At 69.0% G+C, this 22,125-nt stretch carries 23 protein-coding genes; 14 read left to right on the forward strand and 9 right to left on the reverse strand.

The features are described 5' to 3' along the window. Window positions 1–4 precede the first annotated feature (4 nt). From ABD255_RS34985 to ABD255_RS34995, 3 genes are all read right to left on the reverse strand, one after another. Window positions 5–805 (reverse strand): ABC transporter permease, encoded by an 801-nt coding sequence (locus tag ABD255_RS34985; protein WP_344221076.1) that lies wholly within the window; start codon window positions 803–805, stop codon window positions 5–7. Then, window positions 802–1,791, reverse strand: coding sequence for an ABC transporter ATP-binding protein (locus tag ABD255_RS34990; RefSeq protein ID WP_344221077.1), 990 nt, complete (start codon window positions 1,789–1,791; stop codon window positions 802–804). Before ABD255_RS34990 ends, ABD255_RS34985 begins: the two co-directional genes overlap by 4 nt. A gap of 173 nt (window positions 1,792–1,964) precedes the next feature. Next, a complete protein-coding gene (locus tag ABD255_RS34995) occupies window positions 1,965–2,591 on the reverse strand; it encodes a PadR family transcriptional regulator (protein ID WP_344221078.1) in 627 nt (208 codons plus the stop codon). Between the two features lie 89 nt (window positions 2,592–2,680). Here ABD255_RS34995 and ABD255_RS35000 point away from each other — a divergent pair, with 89 nt between their 5' ends. After that, window positions 2,681–3,514: a GNAT family N-acetyltransferase gene (locus tag ABD255_RS35000; protein ID WP_344221079.1), complete on the forward strand. Its 834-nt coding sequence runs from the start codon at window positions 2,681–2,683 to the stop codon at window positions 3,512–3,514. Here the strand turns inward: ABD255_RS35000 and ABD255_RS35005 are convergent. The 6 genes from ABD255_RS35005 to ABD255_RS35030 form a co-directional block, all read right to left on the reverse strand. Beyond that, the gene (locus ABD255_RS35005) at window positions 3,511–4,134 is read right to left on the reverse strand and encodes a response regulator transcription factor (protein WP_344221080.1); all 624 of its coding nucleotides are present in this window, start codon (window positions 4,132–4,134) and stop codon (window positions 3,511–3,513) included. The two genes, ABD255_RS35000 and ABD255_RS35005, sit on opposite strands and share 4 nt — an antisense overlap. After that, the gene (locus ABD255_RS35010) at window positions 4,131–5,351 is read right to left on the reverse strand and encodes a sensor histidine kinase (protein ID WP_344221081.1); all 1,221 of its coding nucleotides are present in this window, start codon (window positions 5,349–5,351) and stop codon (window positions 4,131–4,133) included. Before ABD255_RS35010 ends, ABD255_RS35005 begins: the two co-directional genes overlap by 4 nt. A gap of 22 nt (window positions 5,352–5,373) precedes the next feature. Further along, window positions 5,374–6,186 carry an ABC transporter permease gene (locus ABD255_RS35015; protein ID WP_344221082.1) on the reverse strand — a complete coding sequence of 271 codons (813 nt, stop codon included), beginning with the start codon at window positions 6,184–6,186 and terminating at the stop codon, window positions 5,374–5,376. Beyond that, window positions 6,183–7,103 (reverse strand): ABC transporter ATP-binding protein, encoded by a 921-nt coding sequence (locus ABD255_RS35020; RefSeq protein WP_344221083.1) that lies wholly within the window; start codon window positions 7,101–7,103, stop codon window positions 6,183–6,185. Before ABD255_RS35020 ends, ABD255_RS35015 begins: the two co-directional genes overlap by 4 nt. A 67-nt stretch (window positions 7,104–7,170) precedes the next feature. Continuing rightward, the gene (locus ABD255_RS35025) at window positions 7,171–7,791 is read right to left on the reverse strand and encodes an MBL fold metallo-hydrolase (RefSeq protein ID WP_344221084.1); all 621 of its coding nucleotides are present in this window, start codon (window positions 7,789–7,791) and stop codon (window positions 7,171–7,173) included. A 2-nt stretch (window positions 7,792–7,793) separates the two neighbouring features. Next, window positions 7,794–9,065, reverse strand: coding sequence for an isochorismate synthase (locus ABD255_RS35030; protein WP_344221085.1), 1,272 nt, complete (start codon window positions 9,063–9,065; stop codon window positions 7,794–7,796). Window positions 9,066–9,207: 142 nt separating this feature from the next. Here ABD255_RS35030 and ABD255_RS35035 point away from each other — a divergent pair, with 142 nt between their 5' ends. The 13 genes from ABD255_RS35035 to nuoK all read left to right on the forward strand — a co-directional run bounded on the left by ABD255_RS35035 (window position 9,208) and on the right by nuoK (window position 22,114). Next, entirely contained in the window at window positions 9,208–9,906 is a 699-nt protein-coding gene (locus ABD255_RS35035; protein WP_344221086.1) for a demethylmenaquinone methyltransferase, read from the forward strand. Window positions 9,907–10,055: 149 nt separating this feature from the next. Beyond that, window positions 10,056–11,375, forward strand: a complete 1,320-nt coding sequence (locus ABD255_RS35040) for a geranylgeranyl reductase family protein (RefSeq protein ID WP_344221087.1) — start codon at window positions 10,056–10,058, stop codon at window positions 11,373–11,375. Between the two features lie 93 nt (window positions 11,376–11,468). Further along, window positions 11,469–11,828: an NADH-quinone oxidoreductase subunit A gene (locus ABD255_RS35045; protein ID WP_344221088.1), complete on the forward strand. Its 360-nt coding sequence runs from the start codon at window positions 11,469–11,471 to the stop codon at window positions 11,826–11,828. Window positions 11,829–11,831: 3 nt separating this feature from the next. Then, window positions 11,832–12,386, forward strand: coding sequence for a NuoB/complex I 20 kDa subunit family protein (locus ABD255_RS35050; RefSeq protein ID WP_344221089.1), 555 nt, complete (start codon window positions 11,832–11,834; stop codon window positions 12,384–12,386). Beyond that, complete coding sequence (locus ABD255_RS35055; RefSeq protein WP_344221090.1) at window positions 12,383–13,090, forward strand: NADH-quinone oxidoreductase subunit C; 708 nt, start codon at window positions 12,383–12,385, stop codon at window positions 13,088–13,090. Before ABD255_RS35050 ends, ABD255_RS35055 begins: the two co-directional genes overlap by 4 nt. Continuing rightward, the gene (locus ABD255_RS35060) at window positions 13,090–14,445 is read left to right on the forward strand and encodes an NADH-quinone oxidoreductase subunit D (RefSeq protein ID WP_344221091.1); all 1,356 of its coding nucleotides are present in this window, start codon (window positions 13,090–13,092) and stop codon (window positions 14,443–14,445) included. Before ABD255_RS35055 ends, ABD255_RS35060 begins: the two co-directional genes overlap by 1 nt. Beyond that, a complete protein-coding gene (gene nuoE, locus ABD255_RS35065) occupies window positions 14,446–15,255 on the forward strand; it encodes an NADH-quinone oxidoreductase subunit NuoE (RefSeq protein WP_344221092.1) in 810 nt (269 codons plus the stop codon). A 2-nt stretch (window positions 15,256–15,257) separates the two neighbouring features. After that, window positions 15,258–16,559: an NADH-quinone oxidoreductase subunit NuoF gene (gene nuoF / locus ABD255_RS35070; protein ID WP_425554613.1), complete on the forward strand. Its 1,302-nt coding sequence runs from the start codon at window positions 15,258–15,260 to the stop codon at window positions 16,557–16,559. Beyond that, window positions 16,556–18,988, forward strand: a complete 2,433-nt coding sequence (locus ABD255_RS35075; protein WP_344221093.1) for an NADH-quinone oxidoreductase subunit G — start codon at window positions 16,556–16,558, stop codon at window positions 18,986–18,988. The genes nuoF and ABD255_RS35075 overlap by 4 nt, the downstream gene beginning before the upstream one ends. Next, window positions 18,985–20,310 carry an NADH-quinone oxidoreductase subunit NuoH gene (gene nuoH, locus ABD255_RS35080; protein WP_344221094.1) on the forward strand — a complete coding sequence of 442 codons (1,326 nt, stop codon included), beginning with the start codon at window positions 18,985–18,987 and terminating at the stop codon, window positions 20,308–20,310. The genes ABD255_RS35075 and nuoH overlap by 4 nt, the downstream gene beginning before the upstream one ends. Continuing rightward, window positions 20,303–20,899, forward strand: a complete 597-nt coding sequence (gene nuoI / locus ABD255_RS35085; RefSeq protein ID WP_344221095.1) for an NADH-quinone oxidoreductase subunit NuoI — start codon at window positions 20,303–20,305, stop codon at window positions 20,897–20,899. Before nuoH ends, nuoI begins: the two co-directional genes overlap by 8 nt. Next, complete coding sequence (locus ABD255_RS35090) at window positions 20,896–21,741, forward strand: NADH-quinone oxidoreductase subunit J (RefSeq protein WP_344221096.1); 846 nt, start codon at window positions 20,896–20,898, stop codon at window positions 21,739–21,741. Before nuoI ends, ABD255_RS35090 begins: the two co-directional genes overlap by 4 nt. 73 nt (window positions 21,742–21,814) lie before the next feature. Then, complete coding sequence (gene nuoK / locus ABD255_RS35095) at window positions 21,815–22,114, forward strand: NADH-quinone oxidoreductase subunit NuoK (protein WP_344221097.1); 300 nt, start codon at window positions 21,815–21,817, stop codon at window positions 22,112–22,114. The last annotated feature ends 11 nt before the right edge of the window (window positions 22,115–22,125 follow it).

A 22,125-nucleotide genomic window follows, 5' to 3' on the forward strand; every position in this document is an offset into this window, starting at 1 on the left:
GCGGCTAGGCGGACTCCTTGCGGAAGGTGCGGGCGCCAACGGCCAGACCGACGACCGTCAGCAGGACCACCCAGAACAGGCCCCACAGCGACGCGCTACTGCCGATGTCACCCCGGAAGAGAGCGCGGACGCCGTTCACGACGTGCTTCAACGGGCTGATGTCGGACAGCCGCTGCAGCCAGGTCGGGCCGATCTGCATCGGCAGCAGGATGCCCGACAGCAGCAGCAACGGCATCGCGATCCCGTTGAGCAGGGGCGCCAGCGCGTCCTCGCTCTTGGTGATCAGGGCCACCGAGTACGACAGCGAGGCGAAGGTGGCGCCGAGCAGGGCCACGATCACCAGCGACAGGAGTACGCCGCCCCATGGTGCGCGCAGGCCCAGCGGGATGGAGGCCAGCAACAGCAGCACCGACTGGACGACCAGCACCACGACGTCCCGCAGTACGCGGCCTGCCATCAGCGCGATCCGGGAGGCCGGGGTGACCCGGTCGGCCTCGATCACGCCGGCCCGGTACTCCGCGATCAGGCCGAAGCCGACGAACATCGCGCCGAACATGCCGAGTTGGACGATCAGGCCGGGGATGAACACCTGGTAGGCGTTCGTGGTCGCGCCCTCGCTGATCTGCGCGGTGATCGGCTTCAGCAGCGGGCCGAACAGGAACAGGTACATCAGCGGCTGGCTGAGCATCAGGATCGACCACATCGGATTGCGCAGCGACAACCGCATCGCGCGGTTGAAGACGATCCAGGTCTCTCTCAGTACCTGACCGGGGTGCTGGGGTGGGGTCAGCGACTGCACAGTCATGCCACCGCCTCCTTGTCTTCCACGGCGACGGTGGTGTCCTCGTCGCGCAGCGATCGGCCGGTCATGGTCAGGAACACGTCGTCGAGGGTCGGGCGATGCACCTCGACGCCGTTCAGCTCGATGCCCTGGGCATCGATCGAGCGGAGCAGCGACGGCAGGACCGAACCGCCCTTCGGGATCCGGAAGGCGACCACCTCGCCCTCGGTCTCGACCGCGACCGCGCCGGGCAGTTCCTGCACGATCTTGGTCACCGCCGGTGCCTGGGTCAGGTCCGCGAGGCTGAGCCGGACGGCGTCCCCCGACACCTGCTGCTTCAGCTCGTCGGGCTTGCCTGAGGCAACGATCTTGCCGTGGTCGATGACCAGGATCCGGTCGCAGAGCGCGTCGGCCTCGTCCAGATAGTGCGTGGTCAGGAAGACGGTGGCACCGTCGTGTCGCAACTGCCGGATGTGCTCCCAGAGGTTGGCCCGCGCCTGCGGGTCGAGGCCGGTGGTCGGCTCGTCCAGGAAGATCAGCTTCGGGTCGTGGATCAGACCCATCACGATGTCCAGCCGGCGGCGCTGACCGCCGGACAGGGTCTTGCACTGGCGCCGCCACAGGCCGGGCAGATCCAGCTCCTCGAACAGCCGTTGGCCGTCCGCGATCGCCTTCTTCTTGTCCACCCCGTACAGCCGGGCGTGGTCGACCACCTCGTCTCCCGCGATCGCCTCGGGCAAGGTGGAACCGCTCTGCGGCACGTAGCCGATCCCGCGGCGGACGCCGACCGGGTCCTTCGCCAGGTCGCACCCGGCCACGGTCGCGGTCCCGCTGGTCGGCTTGATCAGGGTCGCCAGCATCCGCATGGTGGTGGTCTTGCCGGCCCCGTTCGGGCCGAGAAAGCCGACGATCTCCCCGTCGGCGACATTCAGGTCTACCCCCTGCACGGCCTGCACCGGCCCGCGCTTGGTCTTGAAGGTGCGGACAAGTCCGCGAGCTTCGATCATCATCGGGCCAGTCTCAACAATCAACATTGAATAGTCAATGTTGATTAAAACTGGGACTTGGTTGCGGGGGCGGGGTTGGTCGGCGGCAGTCACCGGTTGCCTGGCCGGTCACGCGAGCTTGCTCGCGTGCTCAGGCGGTGCTGGCGGGAGTCTGGGCAGCGGCCTGCAGGGGCAGTTCAGTCTGGTGGGTCGGGGATGGTGCCCCAGTGGGTGGAGGTGCCGGGTTGGGGTTGCCACTGGGGTGGTTCGCCGGCGAAGGAGTACTCGCCGGACGCCACTCGGGTGTGGAACGAGCGGGTCCACTCCAGCTCGCCGGCATCCCGCGCGCTGGAGATCCGGAGCATCTCCAGCACATGATCCGGCGTACCGGGGTCTTCGAGGATCTGGCGTTCGGCGAACGGCGCGGCCTTCGCCAGCTGTTCCAGCTGGACGATCCGGGACTCCAGCGCCGCCAGGACCTCGTCCCGGCGCAGCGACCACAGGAAGCTGAGCGCGACCTGCATCTGGTCCGGGCGGAAGCCGTCGACGCTCCACAGTGCCTTCCGCAGCAGCGAGAAGTACTCCGTCTCGCCATCCGTGGTCAGCTTGTACGACGTACGCCCGGGCTTGCGTCCGGCGCCTTCCTCCAGCTCCACCAGGTAGCCGTGCTTGGCGAGGGTCCGGAGGCCCGTGTAGATCGAGCCGGGATTGATGTTCGCCCAGTCCTGCACGTTCCAGGTCAGCAGTTCGCGACGCAACTGGTAGCCGTAGGCCGGCTGGAAGATCCGGACGACCCCGAGCAGGAGCAACCGCGTGGTGGACATGCTCGCAGTGTAAATAACACCTCGGCCGGGCCGCAGAAGACTGAGGAAAACGGCCTGACCGCAGTGTTCAGCGGGCGTAGGGTCTCGGTATGAGTCTGCGGGTGACGAGCGACGCGGCGGAGTTCCAGGCGACCGCCTTTCCCTTTCTGCAAAGGGATCCGGTGCTGCACACGATCATCATGAGCAACGTCGCCGAGCGGGCCGCCGGCACCTACCCGCCGGAGGACGGTACGGCGTACTACGTCTCCATGCACGACGACGCCGGCGAGGTGATCGGCGTGGCGATGAGGACCCCCGAGCGTCCGGTCTACCTCGGCGCGCTCCGCGAGGACCTGGCGCCGGAGATCGCCACGACGTACGCCGAACTGGTGCCTGACGTCGGCGGGGTGGCGGGCGATCGGGCCGCGGTCCACGCCTTCGGTGAGCGCTGGGCCGAGCTGCGCGGCACCACCGCGGCGGAATCCAAGGGAACGCGCCTGCACAAGCTTGGCACCCTCACCGAACTCGCGGCCGCCGGCAACCCGCGCCCGATGACGATGGATGACATCCGGCTGGCCGCCGACTGGAGTGCCGACGGATTCCACGACGAGTTCACCAGCCCGGACCTGCCCTGGGCGACGCGGCAGCTGGAGATGGGCACCCTGTGGTTCTGGGAGGTCGACGGCGAGCCCGTGAGCATGGTCGGCTACCACCTGCCGATCTTCGGCGTCTGCCGCGTCGGGCCGGTCTACACCCCACCGGAACATCGCCGCAACGGCTATGCCGGCGCCCTGACCGGCCACCTGTCCGCCAAGATCCTTGCTCAAGGCCATCAGGCCTGCCTCTACACCGACCTGGCCAACCCCACCTCGAACAAGATCTACGCCCAGCTGGGCTACGTCCCGGTCGCCGACTTCGTCGACCTCACCTTCCAGCCGGCTTAGATCCAGCCATGGGTGCGGGCGACCTGGACCGATTCGTAGCGGTTCGTGGTGTTGAGCTTGGCGGCTGCTGAGGACAGGTAGTTGCGGACGGTGCCGGGGGAGAGGGACGCGCGGCGGGCGATCTGGTCGATGGGTGCGCCGTCGGCGGCGTGCTCCAGCACTTCGGCTTCGCGGGGAGTGAGGGGGTTGTCGCCGGCGCTGATGGCTTCGGCGGCCAGTTCCGGGTCGACGTACCGGCCGCCGCTGTGGATCGTGCGGATGACGTCGGCGAGCACGTGGGCCGAGACCGTCTTCGGGAGAAACCCCCGTACTCCGGCCGCGAGCGCCTGCTTCAGGTGACCCGGGCGGCCGTGGCCGGTGACGATGAGGCAGGCGCAGTCGGGCACCTCGGACTTCAGCGCCCCGACCACCCCGAGGCCACCCATCGCGCCCGAGCCGGCAAGACCGGGCATCTGCAGATCCAGTACTGCGACGTCCGGGTGATGCAGCCGAGCCATCGCCAGCGCCCCATCGGCAGACGCAGCCTGGCCGACCACCGCGAGGTCGACCTCCAGCGACAACAACGCGGCGAGCGCCGTACGAATCAGATTCTCGTCATCCGCCAGCAGCAGCCGGATCATGGCGCCGCCGGAAGCCGAGCCACGAGCACGAACCGCCCCGGGTGTTCCTCGACCGTCAACGTCCCGCCCACCTCGCTCAGCCGCTCCCGCAACCCCACCAACCCGGTCCCTCGCCCGTCCTCGCGGGCGGGGAGGCCTGCCCCGCCCTTGTGCCAGCCGGAGGCGGGGCTCTTCGCGACTCCGTCGTTCTCCATCCGGAGGATGGTCGACTCGGAAGTCAGGTCCAGTTCGATCTTGCAGGACGTGGCGTTCGTGTGGTGGATGACGTTGGTGGTTGCCTCGCGGACGACCCAGGAGAGTGCTGCCTGGGTGGCATCGGGAAGACCCGAGCCGTCACCGATCACCCGGCAGTCGACGCCGGCGGCGCGGAGTACGGATTGGGCTCCGGCCAGTTCCGAGCTGAGGTCCGTACTGCGGTAGCCGCTGACCACCGCGCGCATCTCGCGGAGGGAGTCGTGGGCGATCCGTCGTACGTCGAGCATCTGCTCGGCGGCTCCGGCATCACCTCGGGTGGCCAGCGCCGCGGCCAGTTCGCTCTGCACGGCCACCAGTGACAGGTTCCGGCCCAGCGCATCGTGGAGATCACGGGCGAAGCGCAACCGTTCCTCAGCGATCGCCAATTGAGCAGTGACCGTGCGCGACCGGTCGATCTCCCAGCCGAGGCCCAACGTCCAGACCGTGACGCGACAGGTGAACGCGACTGCGCCGATCGAATAGAAGTAGCTGAAGCCCTGCTGTTGCTGACCTGTCAGAACGCTGACCACAACCGCGCAGACCACGATGAAGCCGACCAGAGCGGTAGTGCGCAGAAGAGGCGAGAGAGCCAGCGTCAAGGAGCCACCCGCCATCAACAGGACGGCTAGGCGGATGGCCGACTCGCCGTGGCTCCAAGTGAAGCGAGGAAACGCCAGCGCCGCAGCCGGGACCACCACGACGGCCAGTGCGGTGGCTACGGCCAGCAGCCGCTTGCTAGGCCGGGAACCGCCGAGATAGCTGCCGATGCCAGCGCGGAGCAACACCACATTCGCACCGGCCTGTAGAACAGTCACCGCCAGGAACACGACTACTCCCGCGACCCGCGTCTCCTTCTCGCCGAAGGTGATCAGCAGGGCAAGGAGGGGCTCCATGCAACACAGCGCGTACAGCGGCCAGCGGAGGGTGATGTCGAAGCGCTCGGCTCTACTGCGCTCGAGCCACCAGCGCGGAGCGGGCACCATGGTGCTCAGCCTGTCACGTCGCTCATCGGCGCGGCTCCCACCGAAACCAGCGGCGCGTCGCCAGGCCCCCGACGATCACCCAGGCCAACAGCACAAGCACAGGCCGTACTGCGGGCGCGAAGGTGCCGCCAAGTTCCACAGTGCTCCCGTCTGGCGTGATCCCCGACAGACCGAGCCGCAGCAGGTCCACCACGGGTGTGAGCGGTAGCACCCGGGCCAGCTGCTCCAGCGACTCCGGGAAGTCGCCGAGCGGGAAGAAGAGCCCACTGAGGTTCAGGGGAATCAGGAGCATCGGTGTAGTCGTCAGCTGGGCCAACTCGACCGTACGGGTCAACGGCGTGGTCGCAGCCGCCAGTACGACGAACACGAGCGAGCCGAGCACCAGAGCGACCAGTACGAGCAGCACGTTCACCGGCAGGCCAAGTCCGAACAACGCGGCGCTGGCCAGACCGGTCAGCAGGACCTGCGCCCAGGCGATCCCCACGGCCGGGGCCGCAGTACCGGCGAGGATTTCGAGGTCCGATGCCTCACCTGTGCGCAGGCGCTTGAGGACCAGTTCTTCGCGGCGCGCGACCAGCGAGGTCACCAGGTGGTAATAAACAAAGAGGTTCAGCGCCACTGCAGCCACGGTGGTGACGATCGCGGCTCCCTTCTCCGCGCCGACGGAGGCGGTCAGCTCGGGCGACGACCGAAGCAGCAGGACAGCGCCGACCGGCAACCCGACGGCGATCAGCAGAGCCAGAGGATTGCGGCGGAGCAACAGAGCCTCCGACCAGGCCAGGGAGTTGAGCCTCGTGACCCGCCGTGCCGGAGGCGCGGCCATGAGCACCCTCATGCCACAGCTCCTTGGTCCGACTCCGCGATGGAGAGGAAGGCCTCCTCCAGGGATGCCGGCCGAGCCGTCAGGTCCTCGAGGCGCAGGTCGTTCCGCCTCGCCCAGTCGAGCACCAGGGTGAGAGTGGCCTGGAGGTCCTCGGTGTCCAGCCGCACTCCACCTCCGTTGACCGCGACAAGTACGCCGGGAAGTTCGGGCACCTGCGCACCCGTGGGCAGCCGGAAGGAGATCCGAGCCGGCCGGATGGCGGCGATCTCGGCCGGGGTGCCGAGGCCGACGATGCGGCCGCGATGCATGATCGCGAGCCGGTCGGCCAGCTCGGCCGCCTCGGCCAGGTAGTGAGTGGTGAGTAGCACGGTGGTGCCCGACGACAGCAGCCGGGAGATCAGCTGCCAGCTGCGCTGCCGGTTCTCCGGATCAAGGCCGGCGGTCGGCTCGTCGAGGAACAGCAGGTCGGGGTGCCCGGCGATCGCCAGACCGAGGCTGAGGCGTTGCCGCTCGCCGCCGGACAGCTGACGAACCCGTACTCCGGCCCGGCTGGTGAGCTCGACCAACTCGAGGATCTCGCCGACCGGGCGGGGCGTCGTCAGCGTCCCGGTCCACATCCGGGTGGTCTCGGCGACGGTCAGATCAGCCGCGAAACCCCTGTCCTGCACCATGATCCCGATCCGCGGCCGGACCGTCCGCCGGTCGCGGAACGGGTCCCGGCCGAGCACCCGAACCGTCCCGGAGGTCGGCCGGGCGAGGCCTTCGAGCACCTCCAGCGTGGAGGTCTTGCCGGCGCCGTTGGTGCCGAGCAGCGCGAAGAGCTCACCCCGGCGGACCGAGAAATCGACCCCGCGCACCGCCTCGTAGCCGGGCCGGCCGGCGTACCGGCGGGTGAGCCGTTCGACCTGGATGACCGCTGATTCGTCCATACGAACCAGCATCGGCGCCCGCCGGCGGCCCGGGCTGGGACCGTGTCACCGGAACAGGTGACAAATGTCAGTTGACCTCGACCGAGGCGCCCGGGGTCACCAGTACGAACGGCCGGTCGCCCTGGCCGTCGAGGAAGCGCTTCATCATGCCCTGACCGATCGCGCTCAGCGGTGCCTCGTGGATGCCGAGGGTCTGCCGCGCGGCGACGGCCCGGGCGTACTCGACGGCCGGCGGCAGCGAGAACCACGGACCGCCGATCGGCACCAGGCTGGTGTGCACCTCGCGGTCCGGCCGGGTGAACGAGTCGCCCGGGTGGTAGACCGCGTCCTCGATCAGGTAGCCGACGTTCTGGCACGGAACACCCAGCTCCGGCAGGATGACCGCGTGGTCCCTGCCGTAGACACGGACCGCGAAACCGGCCGCCTCGAAGGCATCCCCGTCCGCCACCACGCTGACCCGATCGCCCAGTGCACCGAGCTGGGAAGCCGCGCCGGCGTTGGTCCAGATCGGCGTGTCCAGGCCCTTCACCCGCTCGACGTCGAGGTGGTCCGCGTGCTCGTGGGTGACCAGGATCGCGTCGGCGCCGGCGAAGGCCTCGTCCTCGGTGAAGTTGCCCGGGTCGACCAGCAGCACCTTCCCGTCCTTCTCCAGCCGGACGCAGGCGTGTGTGTACTTGGTCAGCTTCACAGTCAGTCTCCCAGTGCGTCTCGCATCGGAACCAGCTTCGCGTTCGTCTCGGCCAGTTCGGCCTCGGGGTCGGAGCCCGCGACGATGCCGGCGCCGGCGAACAGGCGCATCCGGCGGGGGTCGGCGGGGTCGGCCTGGCCGCAGCGCAGCGCGATGCACCACTCGCCGTCGCCGGCCGCGTCCAGCCACCCGACCGGGCCGGAGAACCGGCCGCGGGTCATCCCCTCGATCTCACCGATCACCTCGCGCGCGACGTCGGTCGGCGTACCGCAGACGGCTGCGGACGGGTGCAGCGCGGCGGCGAGGCCGAGCGCGGAGGCTCCGTTCGCGGCGACGCCGGCGACGTCGGAGGCCAGGTGCATCACATTCGGCAGGTGCAGCACGAACGGGGTCTCGGGCACGTTCATCGACTTGCAGTGCGGCTTCAGCGCGTCCGCCACCGACCGGACGGCGAACTCGTGCTCCTCCAGGTCCTTGCTGGACCGCGCCAGCGACGCGGCCAGCGCCAGGTCGTGCGCGTCGTCGCCGGTACGCCGGATGGTGCCGGCCAGTACCCGGGAGGTGATCAGGCCCTTCTCCCGCCGGACCAGCAGTTCCGGGGTGGCGCCGATCAGCCCGTCGACCGAGAACGTCCAGCAGTTCGGGTACGCCGAGGCCAGTTGCCGCAACGGCCAGCGCAAGTCGATCGGCTCGTCCGCGATCGCGATCAGGTCCCGCGCCAGCACCACCTTGTCGAGTTCGCCGCCGGTGATCCGCTTGACCGCGTCGGCCACGATCCCGGACCACTCCGTGCCGGACCGGGCACCGTCGGCGAAGGCGATCTGGCCGACCGGGTCCGGCTCGTAGGTGGTCAGTTCCGGGGGAGCGCCGAGGGTGCTGGCGCCGGAGATGGTCGTCACCCAGGTGGTCCCACCCCGGCGGCCGACGATCACCTCGGGCACCACCAGTTCACTGGGGTCGTCGTCGGTGAAGCCGAAAGAGCCGAAGCAGAGCAGGCCGGAGCCCGGTACGCCGACCTCGTCGCGGACCACCGCGGCCGCGGTCAGGTCCCGCCACCAGGTCTGTGCCTCGGTGAACCGGTTGCTACCGGCAACGTCGAGCCGGGCGGCGACGCCCCAGCCGACGTGACCGTCGCCACGTCGTACCCAGGCCAGTCCGCCGGTCTCGGGCAGGTGGTCCATCAGGGCGGCCGCGACGCCCTCGACCCGCTGGCTGCGAACCACCAGCCGCGGAGCCGGCTCCTGGCCGGGCCGGATCGGGTCAGACAAGCTCACGGCAACACTCCTCGCTCGCTTCCCGGCCCCGGGTCTCGATGGCCGGCCGGCTCATTGGAGATTCGCTCACGGCATGCAAGCGTATGCGGCCCCGCCGGCCGGCGAATTTCGGTGCCTGTCGCGGCCGTGATCAACTAGACAGGTGACCAGGGCGGATCTCACCAAACAGCCGGATGCAGTGGCCGCGATGTTCGACAATGTGGCTGAGGGCTACGACCGGACCAACGCGGTCGCCACGATGGGGCTGGAGAAGTTGTACTGGCGGCCGCAGACGCTGGCGGAGATCGCGCCCCGGAAGGGGATGAGGATCCTGGACCTGGCGGCGGGGACGGGTGCCTCCAGCGTGAAGTTGCGGGAGGCCGGGGCCGAGGTGGTCTCGTGCGACTTCTCGGTCGGCATGCTCCGGGTCGGCAAGCGGCAGCACCCCGAACTGGACCTGATCGCGGGTGACGCGCTGCGGCTGCCGTTCGCGGACGAGACCTTCGACGTGGTGACCATCTCCTGGGCGCTGCGGAACGTGAACGACGTCACGGTGGCGCTGCGGGAGATGCTCCGGGTGACGAAGCAGGGCGGCCGGCTGGTGGTGCTGGAGAACTCGCACCCGACCTGGAAGCCGTTCCGGGTGGCCTACCTGGAGTACATGATGCGCGCCGTACCGGTGGTGGCGAAGGCGGTCTCGACGAACCCGGACGCCTACGTCTACCTGGCCGAGTCCGTCCGCGCCTGGCCAGGTCAGGTGCCCCTCGCGGAGACGATCGGGGCCTCGGGCTGGGCGCACGTCCAGTGGCGCAACCTGACCGGTGGTCTGGTGGCCATCCACCGGGCCGTGAAGCCGCTCTAAATTACGCAAGGATAGGTGCGCGTAAATCGGTTGTGGGCAAGGGCATACGGGCCGGTTTCGCGTCCTCGTCAGGCAGTCCTAGACTGTCGGGTGACCAGGCCTCGTGAATCCCTTCACGAGTGACAGCCCAACCTTCAGGCCGGGATGAGATGAGCCAGATCGCGTCGACCACGGGTCGGCAACAGGCCGAGACCGCGGATGTGATCGTCGTCGGCGCGGGCCCCGCGGGCTCGGCGGCCGCGTACCATCTCGCGAACGCCGGACTCGACGTCCTGCTGCTCGAGAAGACCGCCTTCCCGCGCGAGAAGGTGTGTGGCGACGGTCTCACTCCGCGCGGGACCAAGCAGCTGATCAACATGGGCATCGACATCTCGCCCGAGGCCGGCTGGATCCCCAACTACGGCCTCCGCATCCAGGGCGCCGGGCACGTGCTGCAGCTCGACTGGCCGGACCTGGCCAGCCACCCGAACTACGGGCTGACCCGGAACCGGATGGACTTCGACGACATGCTCGCCCGGCAGGCCGTCAAGGCCGGCGCCCAGTTGCGGGAGCGGACCAACGTGACCGCCCCGATCCTGGACGAGAAGGGCTTCATCGTCGGCGTCACCGCCAAGCCGGTCGACGACAACGGCCGCCGGGCCGGGGCCGACCTCGAGTTCCGGGCGCCGCTGGTGATGGCCGCCGACGGCAACTCCTCGCGGCTCAGCATCTCGATGGGCCTGCACAAGCGCGACGACCGCCCGATGGGCGTGGCCGTCCGCACCTACTTCACCAGCCCGCGCCACGACGACGACTACCTCGAGTCGTGGCTGGAGCTGTGGGCGGACGACCCGCAGAACCCAGGCCAGCGCAACCTGCTGCCGGGGTACGGCTGGATCTTCGGGATGGGCGACGGCACGGTCAACGTCGGCCTCGGCATCCTGAACACCTCGGACGCGTTCGGCAAGGTGGACTACTCCGACCTGCTCAAGCAGTGGCTGAAGAACACCCCGGACGAGTGGCAGTTCCGCGACGAGTTCCAGACCATCCCGATCCGCGGGGCGGCGCTGCCGATGGGCTTCAACCGGCAGCCGCACTACACCCGCGGGCTGATGCTGCTGGGCGACGCGGGCGGGATGGTCAACCCGTTCAACGGCGAGGGCATCCCGTACGCGATGGAGTCCGGGGCGTTCGCCGCCGAGGTCGCCGCCCAGGCGCTGCGCCGGCAGCCGCACCAGCGCGAGCGGGCGTTGTCGGCGTACCCGAAGGCACTGAAGCAGGAGTACGGCGGCTACTACACGCTCGGCCGGATCTTCGTGAAGCTGATCGGGAATCCGGAGGTGATGCGGCTGTGCACGAAGTACGGGCTGCCGCGCACCACGTTGATGAAGTTCACCCTGAAACTGCTGGCCAACCTCACCGATCCGCGCGACGGCGACGTGATGGACAAGATCATCAACGGCCTGACCAAGGTGGCCCCGGCCGCATAGCACCGCAGCACTACTGGTAACACAGTGCTGATCAAGAAGCAGCAGTAAGCATCGATCCGGCAGTACGGACGCAGAAGGAGGGAGCACGCGACGATGCACCCTTACGTACCGATCCTCATCCTCGGTGTGCTCGCGACGATCTTCGTGGCGGGCACCTTGGTGACGAGCGCGCTCGTCGGCCCGAAGCGGTACAACCGGGCCAAGCTCGACTCGTACGAGTGCGGGATCGAGCCGACCCCGCAGCCGGTCGGTGGCGGGCGATTCCCGGTGAAGTACTACATCACCGCGATGCTCTTCATCATCTTCGACATCGAGATCATCTTCCTCTACCCGTGGGCGGTGGCCTTCGACCAGATGGCGCTGTTCGGGTTGATCGAGATGGTCATCTTCATCGTGACCGTCTTCATCGCGTACGCCTACGTCTGGCGCCGCGGCGGACTGGAATGGGACTGACCAATGGGTGTTGAAGAACAGCTTCCGGCCGGCGTGCTGCTGACCACCGTCGAGGGCCTGTCCGGCTACATGCGGAAGGCCTCGTTGTGGCCGGCAACCTTCGGGCTGGCCTGCTGCGCGATCGAGATGATGACGACGGGCGCGCCCCGCTACGACGCCGCCCGGTTCGGCATGGAGGTCTTCCGGGCCTCGCCGCGCCAGGCCGACCTGATGATCGTGGCCGGCCGGGTGAGCCAGAAGATGGCCCCCGTGCTGCGCCAGATCTACGACCAGATGCCGAACCCGAAGTGGGTCCTGGCGATGGGCGTCTGCGCGTCGTCCGGCGGCATGTTCAACAACTACGCCATCGTGCAGGGCGTGGACCACGTCGTCCCGGTCGACATGTACCTGCCCGGCTGCCCGCCGCGGCCGGAGATGCTGCTGGACGCGTTCCTCAAGCTGCACGACGACATCCAGCACGGCAAGCTCGGCGCGAACAAGAAGGCGCTGCAGGCCGAGCAGGAGACCGCGGCACTGTCGGCCTCCCCGACTCTTGAGATGAAGGGCTTGCTCAGGTGAGCGACACCCAACCCGAGAACCTTCCGGCGACCACGCCCGGTGGCGACGCTCAGACGCCGGCCGCCGAGGTCGTCGACCAGCGCGAGGGCATGTTCGGCGTCCGCGGCACCGGTGACACCTCCGGCTTCGGCGGCCTGCGCCGCCAGGTCGCGCTGCCGGGCGGATCGGCCAAGCCGTACGGCGGCTGGTTCGACGGCGCCACCGAGACGCTGGAGAGCCTGGTCGGCGACGGCGCGATCGAGAAGGTCGTGGTCGCGTACGGCGAACTGACCCTGCACATCCAGCGCGACCGGTTGGTCGAGGTGGCCCAGCACATCCGCGACGACGAGGCGCTCCGGTTCGAGTTCTGCTCCGGCGTCAGCGGCGTGCACTACCCGAACGAGACCGGCCGCGAACTGCACGCGGTCTACCACCTGCTCTCGATCACGCACAACCGGCGGATCCGGCTCGAGGTGTCCTGCCCCGACTCCGACCCGCACATCCCGTCGATCGTCTCGGTCTACCCGGCGAACGACTGGCACGAGCGCGAGACCTGGGACTTCTTCGGCATCATCTTCGACGGACACCCGGCGCTGACCCGGATCCAGATGCCCGACGACTGGCCGGGCCACCCGCAACGCAAGGACTACCCGCTCGGCGGCATCGACGTCGAGTACAAGGGCGCCGTCATCCCGCCGCCCGACACGCGGAGGTCTTACAACTGATGACCACTACAGACCCGAACGCCACCGCCGACCCGTACGCCCAGGGCCGCGACACCACCGAGGGCAAGGTCTTCACCGTCACCGGGCAGGACTGGGACTCGGTCGTGTCCGGCCTGGGGGACGAGCCCGAAGAGCGCATCGTCGTCAACATGGGCCCGCAGCACCCGTCCACGCACGGCGTGCTCCGGCTCATCCTCGAGATCGAGGGCGAGAACGTGACCGAGGCCCGCTGCGGCATCGGCTACCTGCACACCGGTATCGAGAAGAACATGGAGTTCCGTTCCTGGACGCAGGGCGTCACGTTCTGCACCCGGATGGACTACCTGTCGCCGTTCTACAACGAGACGGCGTACTGCCTCGCGGTCGAGCGGCTGCTCGGCATCGAGGACCAGATCCCGGAGAAGGCGAACGTGATGCGGGTGCTCCTGATGGAGCTGAACCGCATCAGCAGCCACCTGGTCTGCATCGCCACCGGCGGGATGGAGATCGGCGCGCTGACCGTGATGACGATCGGCTTCCGGGAGCGGGAGATGACGCTCGACCTGTTCGAGCTGATCACCGGCCTGCGGATGAACCACGCCTTCATCCGGCCGGGCGGCGTCGCCCAGGACCTGCCCCCGGGCGCGCTGGACAAGATCCGGGACTACATCACCTGGATGAACAAGCACCTGCCCGAGTACGCCGAGCTGTGCAACGCGAACCCGATCTTCAAGGCCCGGCTGCAGGACGTCGGCTACCTGGACCTGACCGGGTGCATGGCGCTCGGCATCTCCGGCCCGCCGCTGCGCGCCACCGGGTACGGCCTGGACCTGCGCAAGACCCAGCCGTACTGCGGTTACGAGACCTACGACTTCGACGTACCGACCTGGGACACCGCCGACTCGTACGGCCGGTTCCGGATCCGGCTGCAGGAGATGCACGAGTCCCTGAAGATCGTCGAGCAGTGCGCCGACCGCCTCGCCAAGATGGAGGGCGAGCCGGTGATGGTGGCCGACAAGAAGATCGGCTGGCCGAGCCAGCTGGCCGTCGGCAACGACGGGATGGGCAACTCCCTCGACCACATCAAGCACATCATGGGCGAGTCGATGGAAGCACTGATCCATCACTTCAAGCTGGTCACCGAGGGCTTCCGGGTGCCGGCCGGCCAGGCGTACGTGGCGATCGAGTCGCCGCGCGGCGAGCTGGGCTGCCACCTGGTCTCCGACGGCGGCACCAAGCCGTACCGGGCGCACTTCCGCGACCCGTCGTTCGCAAACCTGCAGGCGATGCCGATCCTGTGCGAGGGCTCACAGGTCGCCGACGTGATCGTCGCCGTCGCCAGCCTTGACCCGGTGATGGGTGGAGTGGACCGATAGATGGCTGACACAACCGTTCCCTACAGCACAGGCGACTCGAAGATCGGTGACACCACGATCGCCGAGATGCGCGAGCTGGCCGCCCGGTACCCGGTCGGCCGCTCGGCCCTGCTGCCGATGCTGCACCTGGTGCAGTCGGTCGAGGGCCGGATCACTCCCGAGGGCATCGAGGCCTGCGCCGAGGTGCTCGGCCTGACCGGCGCCGAGGTGTCGGCGGTGGCGACCTTCTACACGATGTACAAGCGCCGCCCGGTCGGCGACTACCACGTCGGGGTCTGCACCAACACGCTGTGCGCGGTGATGGGCGGCGACCTGATCTTCGAGCGGCTCAAGCAGCACCTCGATGTCGGCAACGACGAGACCACCGAGGACGGCAAGATCACCCTCGAGCACCTCGAGTGCAACGCCGCCTGCGACTACGCGCCGGTGATGATGGTGAACTGGGAGTTCTTCGACGACATGACGCCGGAGTCGGCCACCCGGCTGGTGGACGACCTGCGCGACGGCACCGAGGTGAAGTCGCCCCGCGGCGCCACCATCTGCACCTGGAAGGAAGCCGAGCGCGTGCTGGCCGGCTTCCCCGACGGCCGTGCGGACGAGGGCCCGACCGGTGGCAAGGCGACGCTGGCCGGCCTGCGGCTGGCCCGCGAGCGCAACTGGACCGCCCCGGCCGGAACGCATGCCCGCAGCAACGGTTCCGCCGCCGAGCAGACCGTCTCGGCCGAGGCCGCCGCGGGCCCGCGTCCGGAAGACCAGCCGGGCAAGGAATCCCAGGCGGTCCACACCGACGACAGCCGCAAGGAGGACTGACCGTGCTGACCCCTGTGCTGTCCGACAACTGGGACCAGATCCGCTCCTGGCAGCTGGCGTCGTACCAGCGGTCCGGTGGCTACGACGCACTGCGTACCGCGCTGCGGATGCAGCCGGCCGACGTGGTCACCGCGGTGAAGGACTCGGGTCTGCGCGGCCGTGGCGGCGCGGGCTTCCCGACCGGGATGAAGTGGTCCTTCATCCCGCAGGACAACCCGAAGCCGAAGTACCTGGTGGTGAACGCCGACGAGTCCGAGCCGGGCACCTGCAAGGACATCCCGCTGATGCTCGCCTCGCCGCACACGCTGGTCGAGGGCGTCATCATCTCGGCCTACGCGATCCGCGCGAACACCGCGTTCATCTACGTCCGCGGTGAGGTGCTGCACGTCGTCCGGCGGCTGCAGCAGGCGGTCGCCGAGGCCAGGGCGGCCGGCCTGATCGGCCTGAACATCCTGGGCAGCGGCTACGACCTGGACGTCATCGTGCACGCCGGCGCCGGCGCCTACATCTGCGGCGAGGAGACGGCGCTGCTCGACTCGCTGGAAGGTCGTCGTGGTCAACCTCGGCTGCGTCCTCCGTTCCCGGCGGTGGCGGGCCTCTACGGCTGCCCCACAGTGATCAACAACGTCGAGTCGATCGCGTCTGTTCCCTCCATCATCAACAACGGCGCCGACTGGTTCGGCTCGATGGGCACCGAGAAGTCCAAGGGCCCGACGCTGTACTCGCTGTCCGGCCACGTCACCCGGCCGGGACAGTACGAGGCGCCGATGGGGATCACGCTGCGCCAACTGCTCGAGCTGGCCGGTGGCGTCCGCGAGGGCCACGAGTTGAAGTTCTGGACGCCGGGTGGTTCGTCCACGCCGCTGCTGACCGCCGACCACCTGGACATCCCGCTCGACTACGAGGGTGTCGCCGGGGCCGGCTCACTGCTGGGCACCAAGGCGCTGCAGATCTTCGACGACACGACCTGCCCGGTCCGCGCCACGCTGCGCTGGACCGAGTTCTACAAGCACGAGTCCTGCGGCAAGTGCACCCCCTGCCGGGAAGGCACCTGGTGGCTGGTGCAGATCCTGGAGCGGCTGGAGGCCGGCAAGGGCAGCGAGGAAGACCTCGAGACCCTGCTCGACCTGTGTGACAACATCACCGGCCGGTCGTTCTGCGCGCTGGCCGACGGTGCCACCGCGCCGATCACCAGCTCGATCCAGCACTTCAAGGACGACTACGTCGCGCACTTCACGAACGGCGGCTGCCCGTTCGACCCGATGTTGTCCACCGTCTTCGCGACCGCCGGAGCCAGCGCATGACCATCCAAGCGAATCCCCCGGCCGGTGGCGGCGCAGTGGAGCGGACCGATCTCGTCACCGTCACCATCGACGACATCGAGGTCAAGGTCCCGAAGAACACGCTGGCGATCCGCGCCGCCGAGCAGATCGGCGTCCAGATCCCGCGGTTCTGCGACCACCCGCTGCTCGACCCGGTGGCCGCCTGCCGTCAGTGCCTCGTCGAGGTCGTCGACGCGGGCAACGGCCGCGGGATGCCGAAGCCGCAGACCTCCTGCTCGCTGACCGTCGCCGACGGCATGGTGATCCGGACCCAGATCTCCTCACCGGTGGCCGACAAGGCCCAGCAGGGGCAGATGGAGTTCCTGCTGATCAACCACCCGCTGGACTGCCCGGTGTGCGACAAGGGCGGCGAGTGCCCGCTGCAGAACCAGGCGATGACGAACGGCCGGGGCGAGAGCCGCTTCCACGAGGTGAAGCGGACCTACCCCAAGCCGATCAACGTCTCCGCCCAGGTGCTGCTGGACCGCGAGCGCTGCGTGCTCTGCGCCCGCTGCACCCGGTTCTCCCAGCAGATCGCCGGCGACCCGTTCATCGAACTGCTCGAGCGCGGCGCGCTGCAGCAGGTCGGCATCTACGAGAAGGAGCCGTTCGAGAGCTACTTCTCCGGCAACACGATCCAGATCTGCCCGGTCGGCGCGCTCACCAGCGCGGCGTACCGGTTCCGGTCTCGGCCGTTCGACCTCGTCTCGGTGCCGTCGGTGGCCGAGCACGACGCGTCCGGCGCGGCGATCCGGGTCGACTACCGGCGCGGCAAGGTGATGCGCCGGCTGGCCGGCGACGACCCGCTGGTCAACGAGGAGTGGATCTCCGACCGGGACCGGTTCGCGTTCAACTACGCGAGCACCGGTGACCGGCTGACCCACCCGATGATCCGCGAGGACGGCGAGTTGCGGCCCGCCTCCTGGCCGGAGGCGCTGGACTTCGCGGCGAGGAACCTGCTGGCCGCGCGGGGCAACGCCGCCGTACTGACCGGTGGCCGGCTGACCCTCGAGGACGCCTACGCGTACTCGAAGTTCGCCCGGGTCGCCCTCGGCACGAACGACATCGACTTCCGGGCCCGGCCGCACTCCGACGAGGAGGCCGACTTCCTGGCCGCCGCGGTGGCCGGCACCGGCCTCGGTACGACGTTCGCCGACCTCGAGGTCGCCGGATCCGTGCTGCTGGTCGGGTTCGAGCCCGAGGAGGAGTCGCCGTCGGTCTTCCTGCGCCTGCGCAAGGGCGTCCGGAGCAACGGCACCAAGGTGTTCACCATCGCGCCGTTCGCGTCGCGCGGGGTGGAGAAGCTGTCCGGCACCGTCGTCCAGACCTCGCCGGGCACGGAGGCCGCAGTACTGGGTGATCTGCGCAGCATGGGCGAGGCGGGAGCCGCCGCCCAGGCGGCGCTCGGGGCCGACTCGATCATCGTCGTCGGCGAGCGGCTCGCGACCGTGCCCGGCGCACTGTCCGCGGCGCTGCGGCTGGCGCTGGACAGCGGCGCTCAGCTGGTCTGGATCCCGCGTCGTGCGGGCGACCGGGGCGCGCTCGAGGCCGGCTGCCTGCCGGGTCTGCTGCCGGGCGGTCGCCTGGTCGCGGACGCGGCCGCGCGGGTCGACCTGCAGGCCGCCTGGGGCGTCGAGAATCTGCCGAGCAGCGTCGGGCGCGACACCGGTGAGATCCTCGCCGCCGCCGGATCGCTGCAGGCCCTGGTGGTCGCGGGTGTCGAGGTCGACGACCTGCCGGACCCGGCGGCGGCCCTGGCCGCGCTGGCGGCCGCGCCGTTCGTGGTCAGCTTCGAGGTCCGCAGCTCGCAGGTGACCGAGCACGCCGACGTCGTCTTCCCGGTGGTTCCGCCGGCGGAGAAGGACGGCACCTTCGTGAACTGGGAGGGTCGCGAGCGGCCGTTCCCGGTGGTGCTCAAGACGCCGGCCGCGATGCCGGACGTCCGGGCACTGGCCGCGCTGGCGCAGCAGATGGACGCGTCGCTCGGCTTCAGCACCCCGGCCGGGGCGAAGAAGGAGTTCGACGAGCTCGGCCGCTGGGACGGCGACCGGGCCAGCGAGCCGACGTACCAGGCCGGTCCGGCCCTCGGCGCGTTCGACTCGACCCGGCTGGCGACCTGGCGGATGCTGATCGACGACAGCCGCGGCAACGACGGCGAGCCGCACCTGGTCGCGACCGCCCGCCGCCCGGTGGCGCGGATCTCGCTGACCACGGCGCACCGGGTCGGCGTACACGACGGTGACGAACTGGTGGTCAGCACCGACGCGGGCTCGATCCGGCTGCCGGTGGTGATCACGCCGATGACCGACAACGTCGTCTGGCTGCCGACCAACTCGGCCGACTCGCACGTGCGACGGTCCCTGCACGCCGATCACGGCTCGATCGTGACGATCGCCGGAGGGAACGCATGACCAACATCGCCCTCGCCCTTCCGCTGGCGACGCCGCCGGATGCCGGCGTCGGCAACGACCCGTGGTGGGTGGTCGGCCTCAAGGTGCTGATCATCTTCGTCTTCCTGGTCGTGCTGACGCTGTTCAACATCTGGTGGGAGCGCCGGGTGGTGGCCCGGATGCAGCACCGGATCGGCCCGAACGTGCACGGCCCGTTCGGTCTGCTCCAGTCGCTGGCCGACGGCATGAAGCTGATGTTCAAGGAAGACCTGATGCCGAAGGGCGTGGACAAGTTCGTCTACGTCGCGGCCCCGGTGATCGCCTCGATCCCGGCCTTCCTGACCTTCGCGGTGATCCCGTTCGGGCCGACGGTGAAGATCCCCTTCACCGACACCTACACCCGGCTGCAGCTCACCGACCTGCCGGTCTCGGTGCTGTACGTGATGGCGATCGCCTCGATCGGCATCTACGGCATCGTGCTCGGCGGCTGGTCGTCCAACTCGACGTACTCGCTGCTCGGCGGTCTGCGCTCCAGCGCCCAGATGATCTCCTACGAGGTCGCGATGGGCCTGGCGCTGGTGACGGTGTTCCTGTTCGCCGGCTCGATGTCGACCTCGGAGATCGTCGCCGCGCAGAGCTCGCAGCAGTCGATCGACCTGAGGCTCTTCGAGCTGCCGATCCCCGGCTGGTACGCGTTCTTGCTGTTCCCGTCGTTCGTGATCTACGTGATCTCGATGATCGGCGAGACGAACCGGGCGCCGTTCGACCTGCCGGAGGCCGAGGGCGAACTGGTGGCCGGCTTCCTGACCGAGTACTCGTCGATGAAGTACGCGATGTTCTTCCTGGCCGAGTACATCAACATGGCGACCGTGTCCGCGCTGGCCACCACGCTGTTCCTCGGCGGCTGGCGGGCGCCGTGGCCGATCTCGGTCTGGGACGGCGCGAACTCCGGCTTCTGGCCGGTGCTGTGGTTCGTCGGCAAGATGATGTGCTTCATCTTCTTCTACATCTGGCTGCGCGGAACGCTGCCGCGACTGCGCTACGACCAGTTCATGAAGCTGGGCTGGAAGATCCTGATCCCGGTCTCGCTGGGCTGGATCCTGCTGGTCGCGACCGTGCGCGCGGTCGGCCGCGAGGTCGAGTTCCAGCGCAACTACCTGCTGATCGGCGCCGGCGTCCTCGCGCTGATCCTGCTGATCCCGATGGTCTTGCCGCAGAAGAAGACCGAGGAGCCCGCCCAGACCGCCGAGGGTGAGGACTTCGACGCCTTCGCCGGCGGATTCCCAGTCCCACCACCGCTCGTCGACACTCCGAGCCGAAGCGAGGAAGCCAGCCGTGGCTAGTGTGAAAGAGTCCCTCTGGGACCCGGTAGCCGGGTTCGGCGTCACCTTCCGGACGATGTTCCGCAAGGTGTTCACCGAGCAGTACCCGTTCGACAAGAAGCCGACCGCGCCGCGGTTCCACGGCAGGCACCAGCTGAACCGCTGGCCCGACGGGCTGGAGAAGTGCATCGGCTGCGAGCTGTGCGCGTGGGCCTGCCCCGCGGACGCGATCTACGTCGAGGGCGCGGACAACGCCGACACCACGGCGGACGGCTCCGGCCGGTTCTCGCCGGGTGAGCGCTACGGCCGCGTCTACCAGATCAACTACCTGCGCTGCATCCTGTGCGGGCTCTGCATCGAGGCGTGCCCGACCCGGGCGCTCACGATGACGAACGAGTACGAACTGGCCGACCGCAGCCGCGAGTCCCTCATCTACGAGAAGAAGGACTTGCTGGCACCGCTGCTGCCGGGCATGCAGGAGCCGCCGCACGAGATGCAGCTCGGCGCCACCGACACCGACTACTACCTCGGGTTGACCGGTGCCGCCGTCGTGCCCGAGAGCGCGGCCGTCCACCCGGACAGCTCGCTGCAGGGAGGTGACCGGCAGTGATCGGTCTCGTCACCGGCGGCCAGGTCGCCTTCTGGATGTTGGCACCGATCATGGTGCTGGCCGCGATCGCGATGATCCTGGTCCGCAAGGCGGTGCACTCGGCGTTGCTGCTGGCCACCGTGATGATCTGCCTGGCCGTGCAGTACGCCGCCCAGGACGCACCGTTCCTGTTCGCGGTCCAGATCATCGTCTACACCGGCGCCATCCTGATGCTGTTCCTGTTCGTCCTGATGCTGGTCGGCGTCGACGCGTCCGACTCGCTGGTCGAGACCATCCGCGGTCAGCGGCTGCTGGCCGGCCTGGCCTTCCTCGGCATCGGCGTGCTGCTGGTCTTCGCCGTCGGCAACGCCGTGTACGGCGACCCGATCGGCCTGGGCCAGGCGCAGCCCGAGGGCAACCCGAAGGGCATCGCGCAACTGCTGTTCGGCAAGTACGTCTTCGCCTTCGAGGTCACCTCGGCGCTGCTGATCACCGCGGCGATGGGCGCGATGATGCTGGCGCACCGCGAGCGGCTGACCCGCAAGCGCACCCAGCGCGACCACGCCGAGGAGCGGATCCGCAAGTACGCCGAGGGCGGCGTGCACCCGGGCCCGCTGCCCACCCCGGGCGTGCTGGCCCGGCACAACGCCGTCGACACCCCGGCACTGCTGCCGGACGGGTCGATCGCACCCACCTCGGTTTCGCGGGTGCTGCAGGCCCGTGGCACGGTGTTCCCCGAAACGGAGGAGCGCGACGAGGTCGACGCGGTCCGCCGGATCGCCGAGGCTGACGCGGGCGACGAGGTCCCGCCGGAACCGACCGGCACGGACCTGACCGGATTCGGTGAAGGAGACAAGACGTGAGTGAGCGGAGCGACCGAACCATTCAGGTCAGCACGCCTGAGTCCTGCACGTCCGGAGCGAAGCGAGGACGCGCGTGACTACCGAGCCGTACATCGTGCTCTCGGCGATGTTGTTCTGCATCGGCGCGCTCGGCGTGCTGGTGCGGCGCAACGCGATCGTCGTCTTCATGTGCGTGGAGCTGATGCTGAACGCGACCAACCTCGCGTTCGTCAGCTTCGCCCGCCAGCACGGCAACCTCGACGGCCAGATCGCCGCCTTCTTCGTGATGGTGGTGGCCGCGGCCGAGGTCGTGATCGGCCTGGCGATCATCATGGCCATCTTCCGCACCCGTCGTTCGGCCTCGGTCGACGACGCCAACCTGCTCAAGTACTGAGGTCGATCACC

Origin of the sequence: Kribbella sancticallisti, assembly GCF_039530625.1 — a bacterium.
GTDB classification, from domain to species: domain Bacteria; phylum Actinomycetota; class Actinomycetes; order Propionibacteriales; family Kribbellaceae; genus Kribbella; species Kribbella sancticallisti.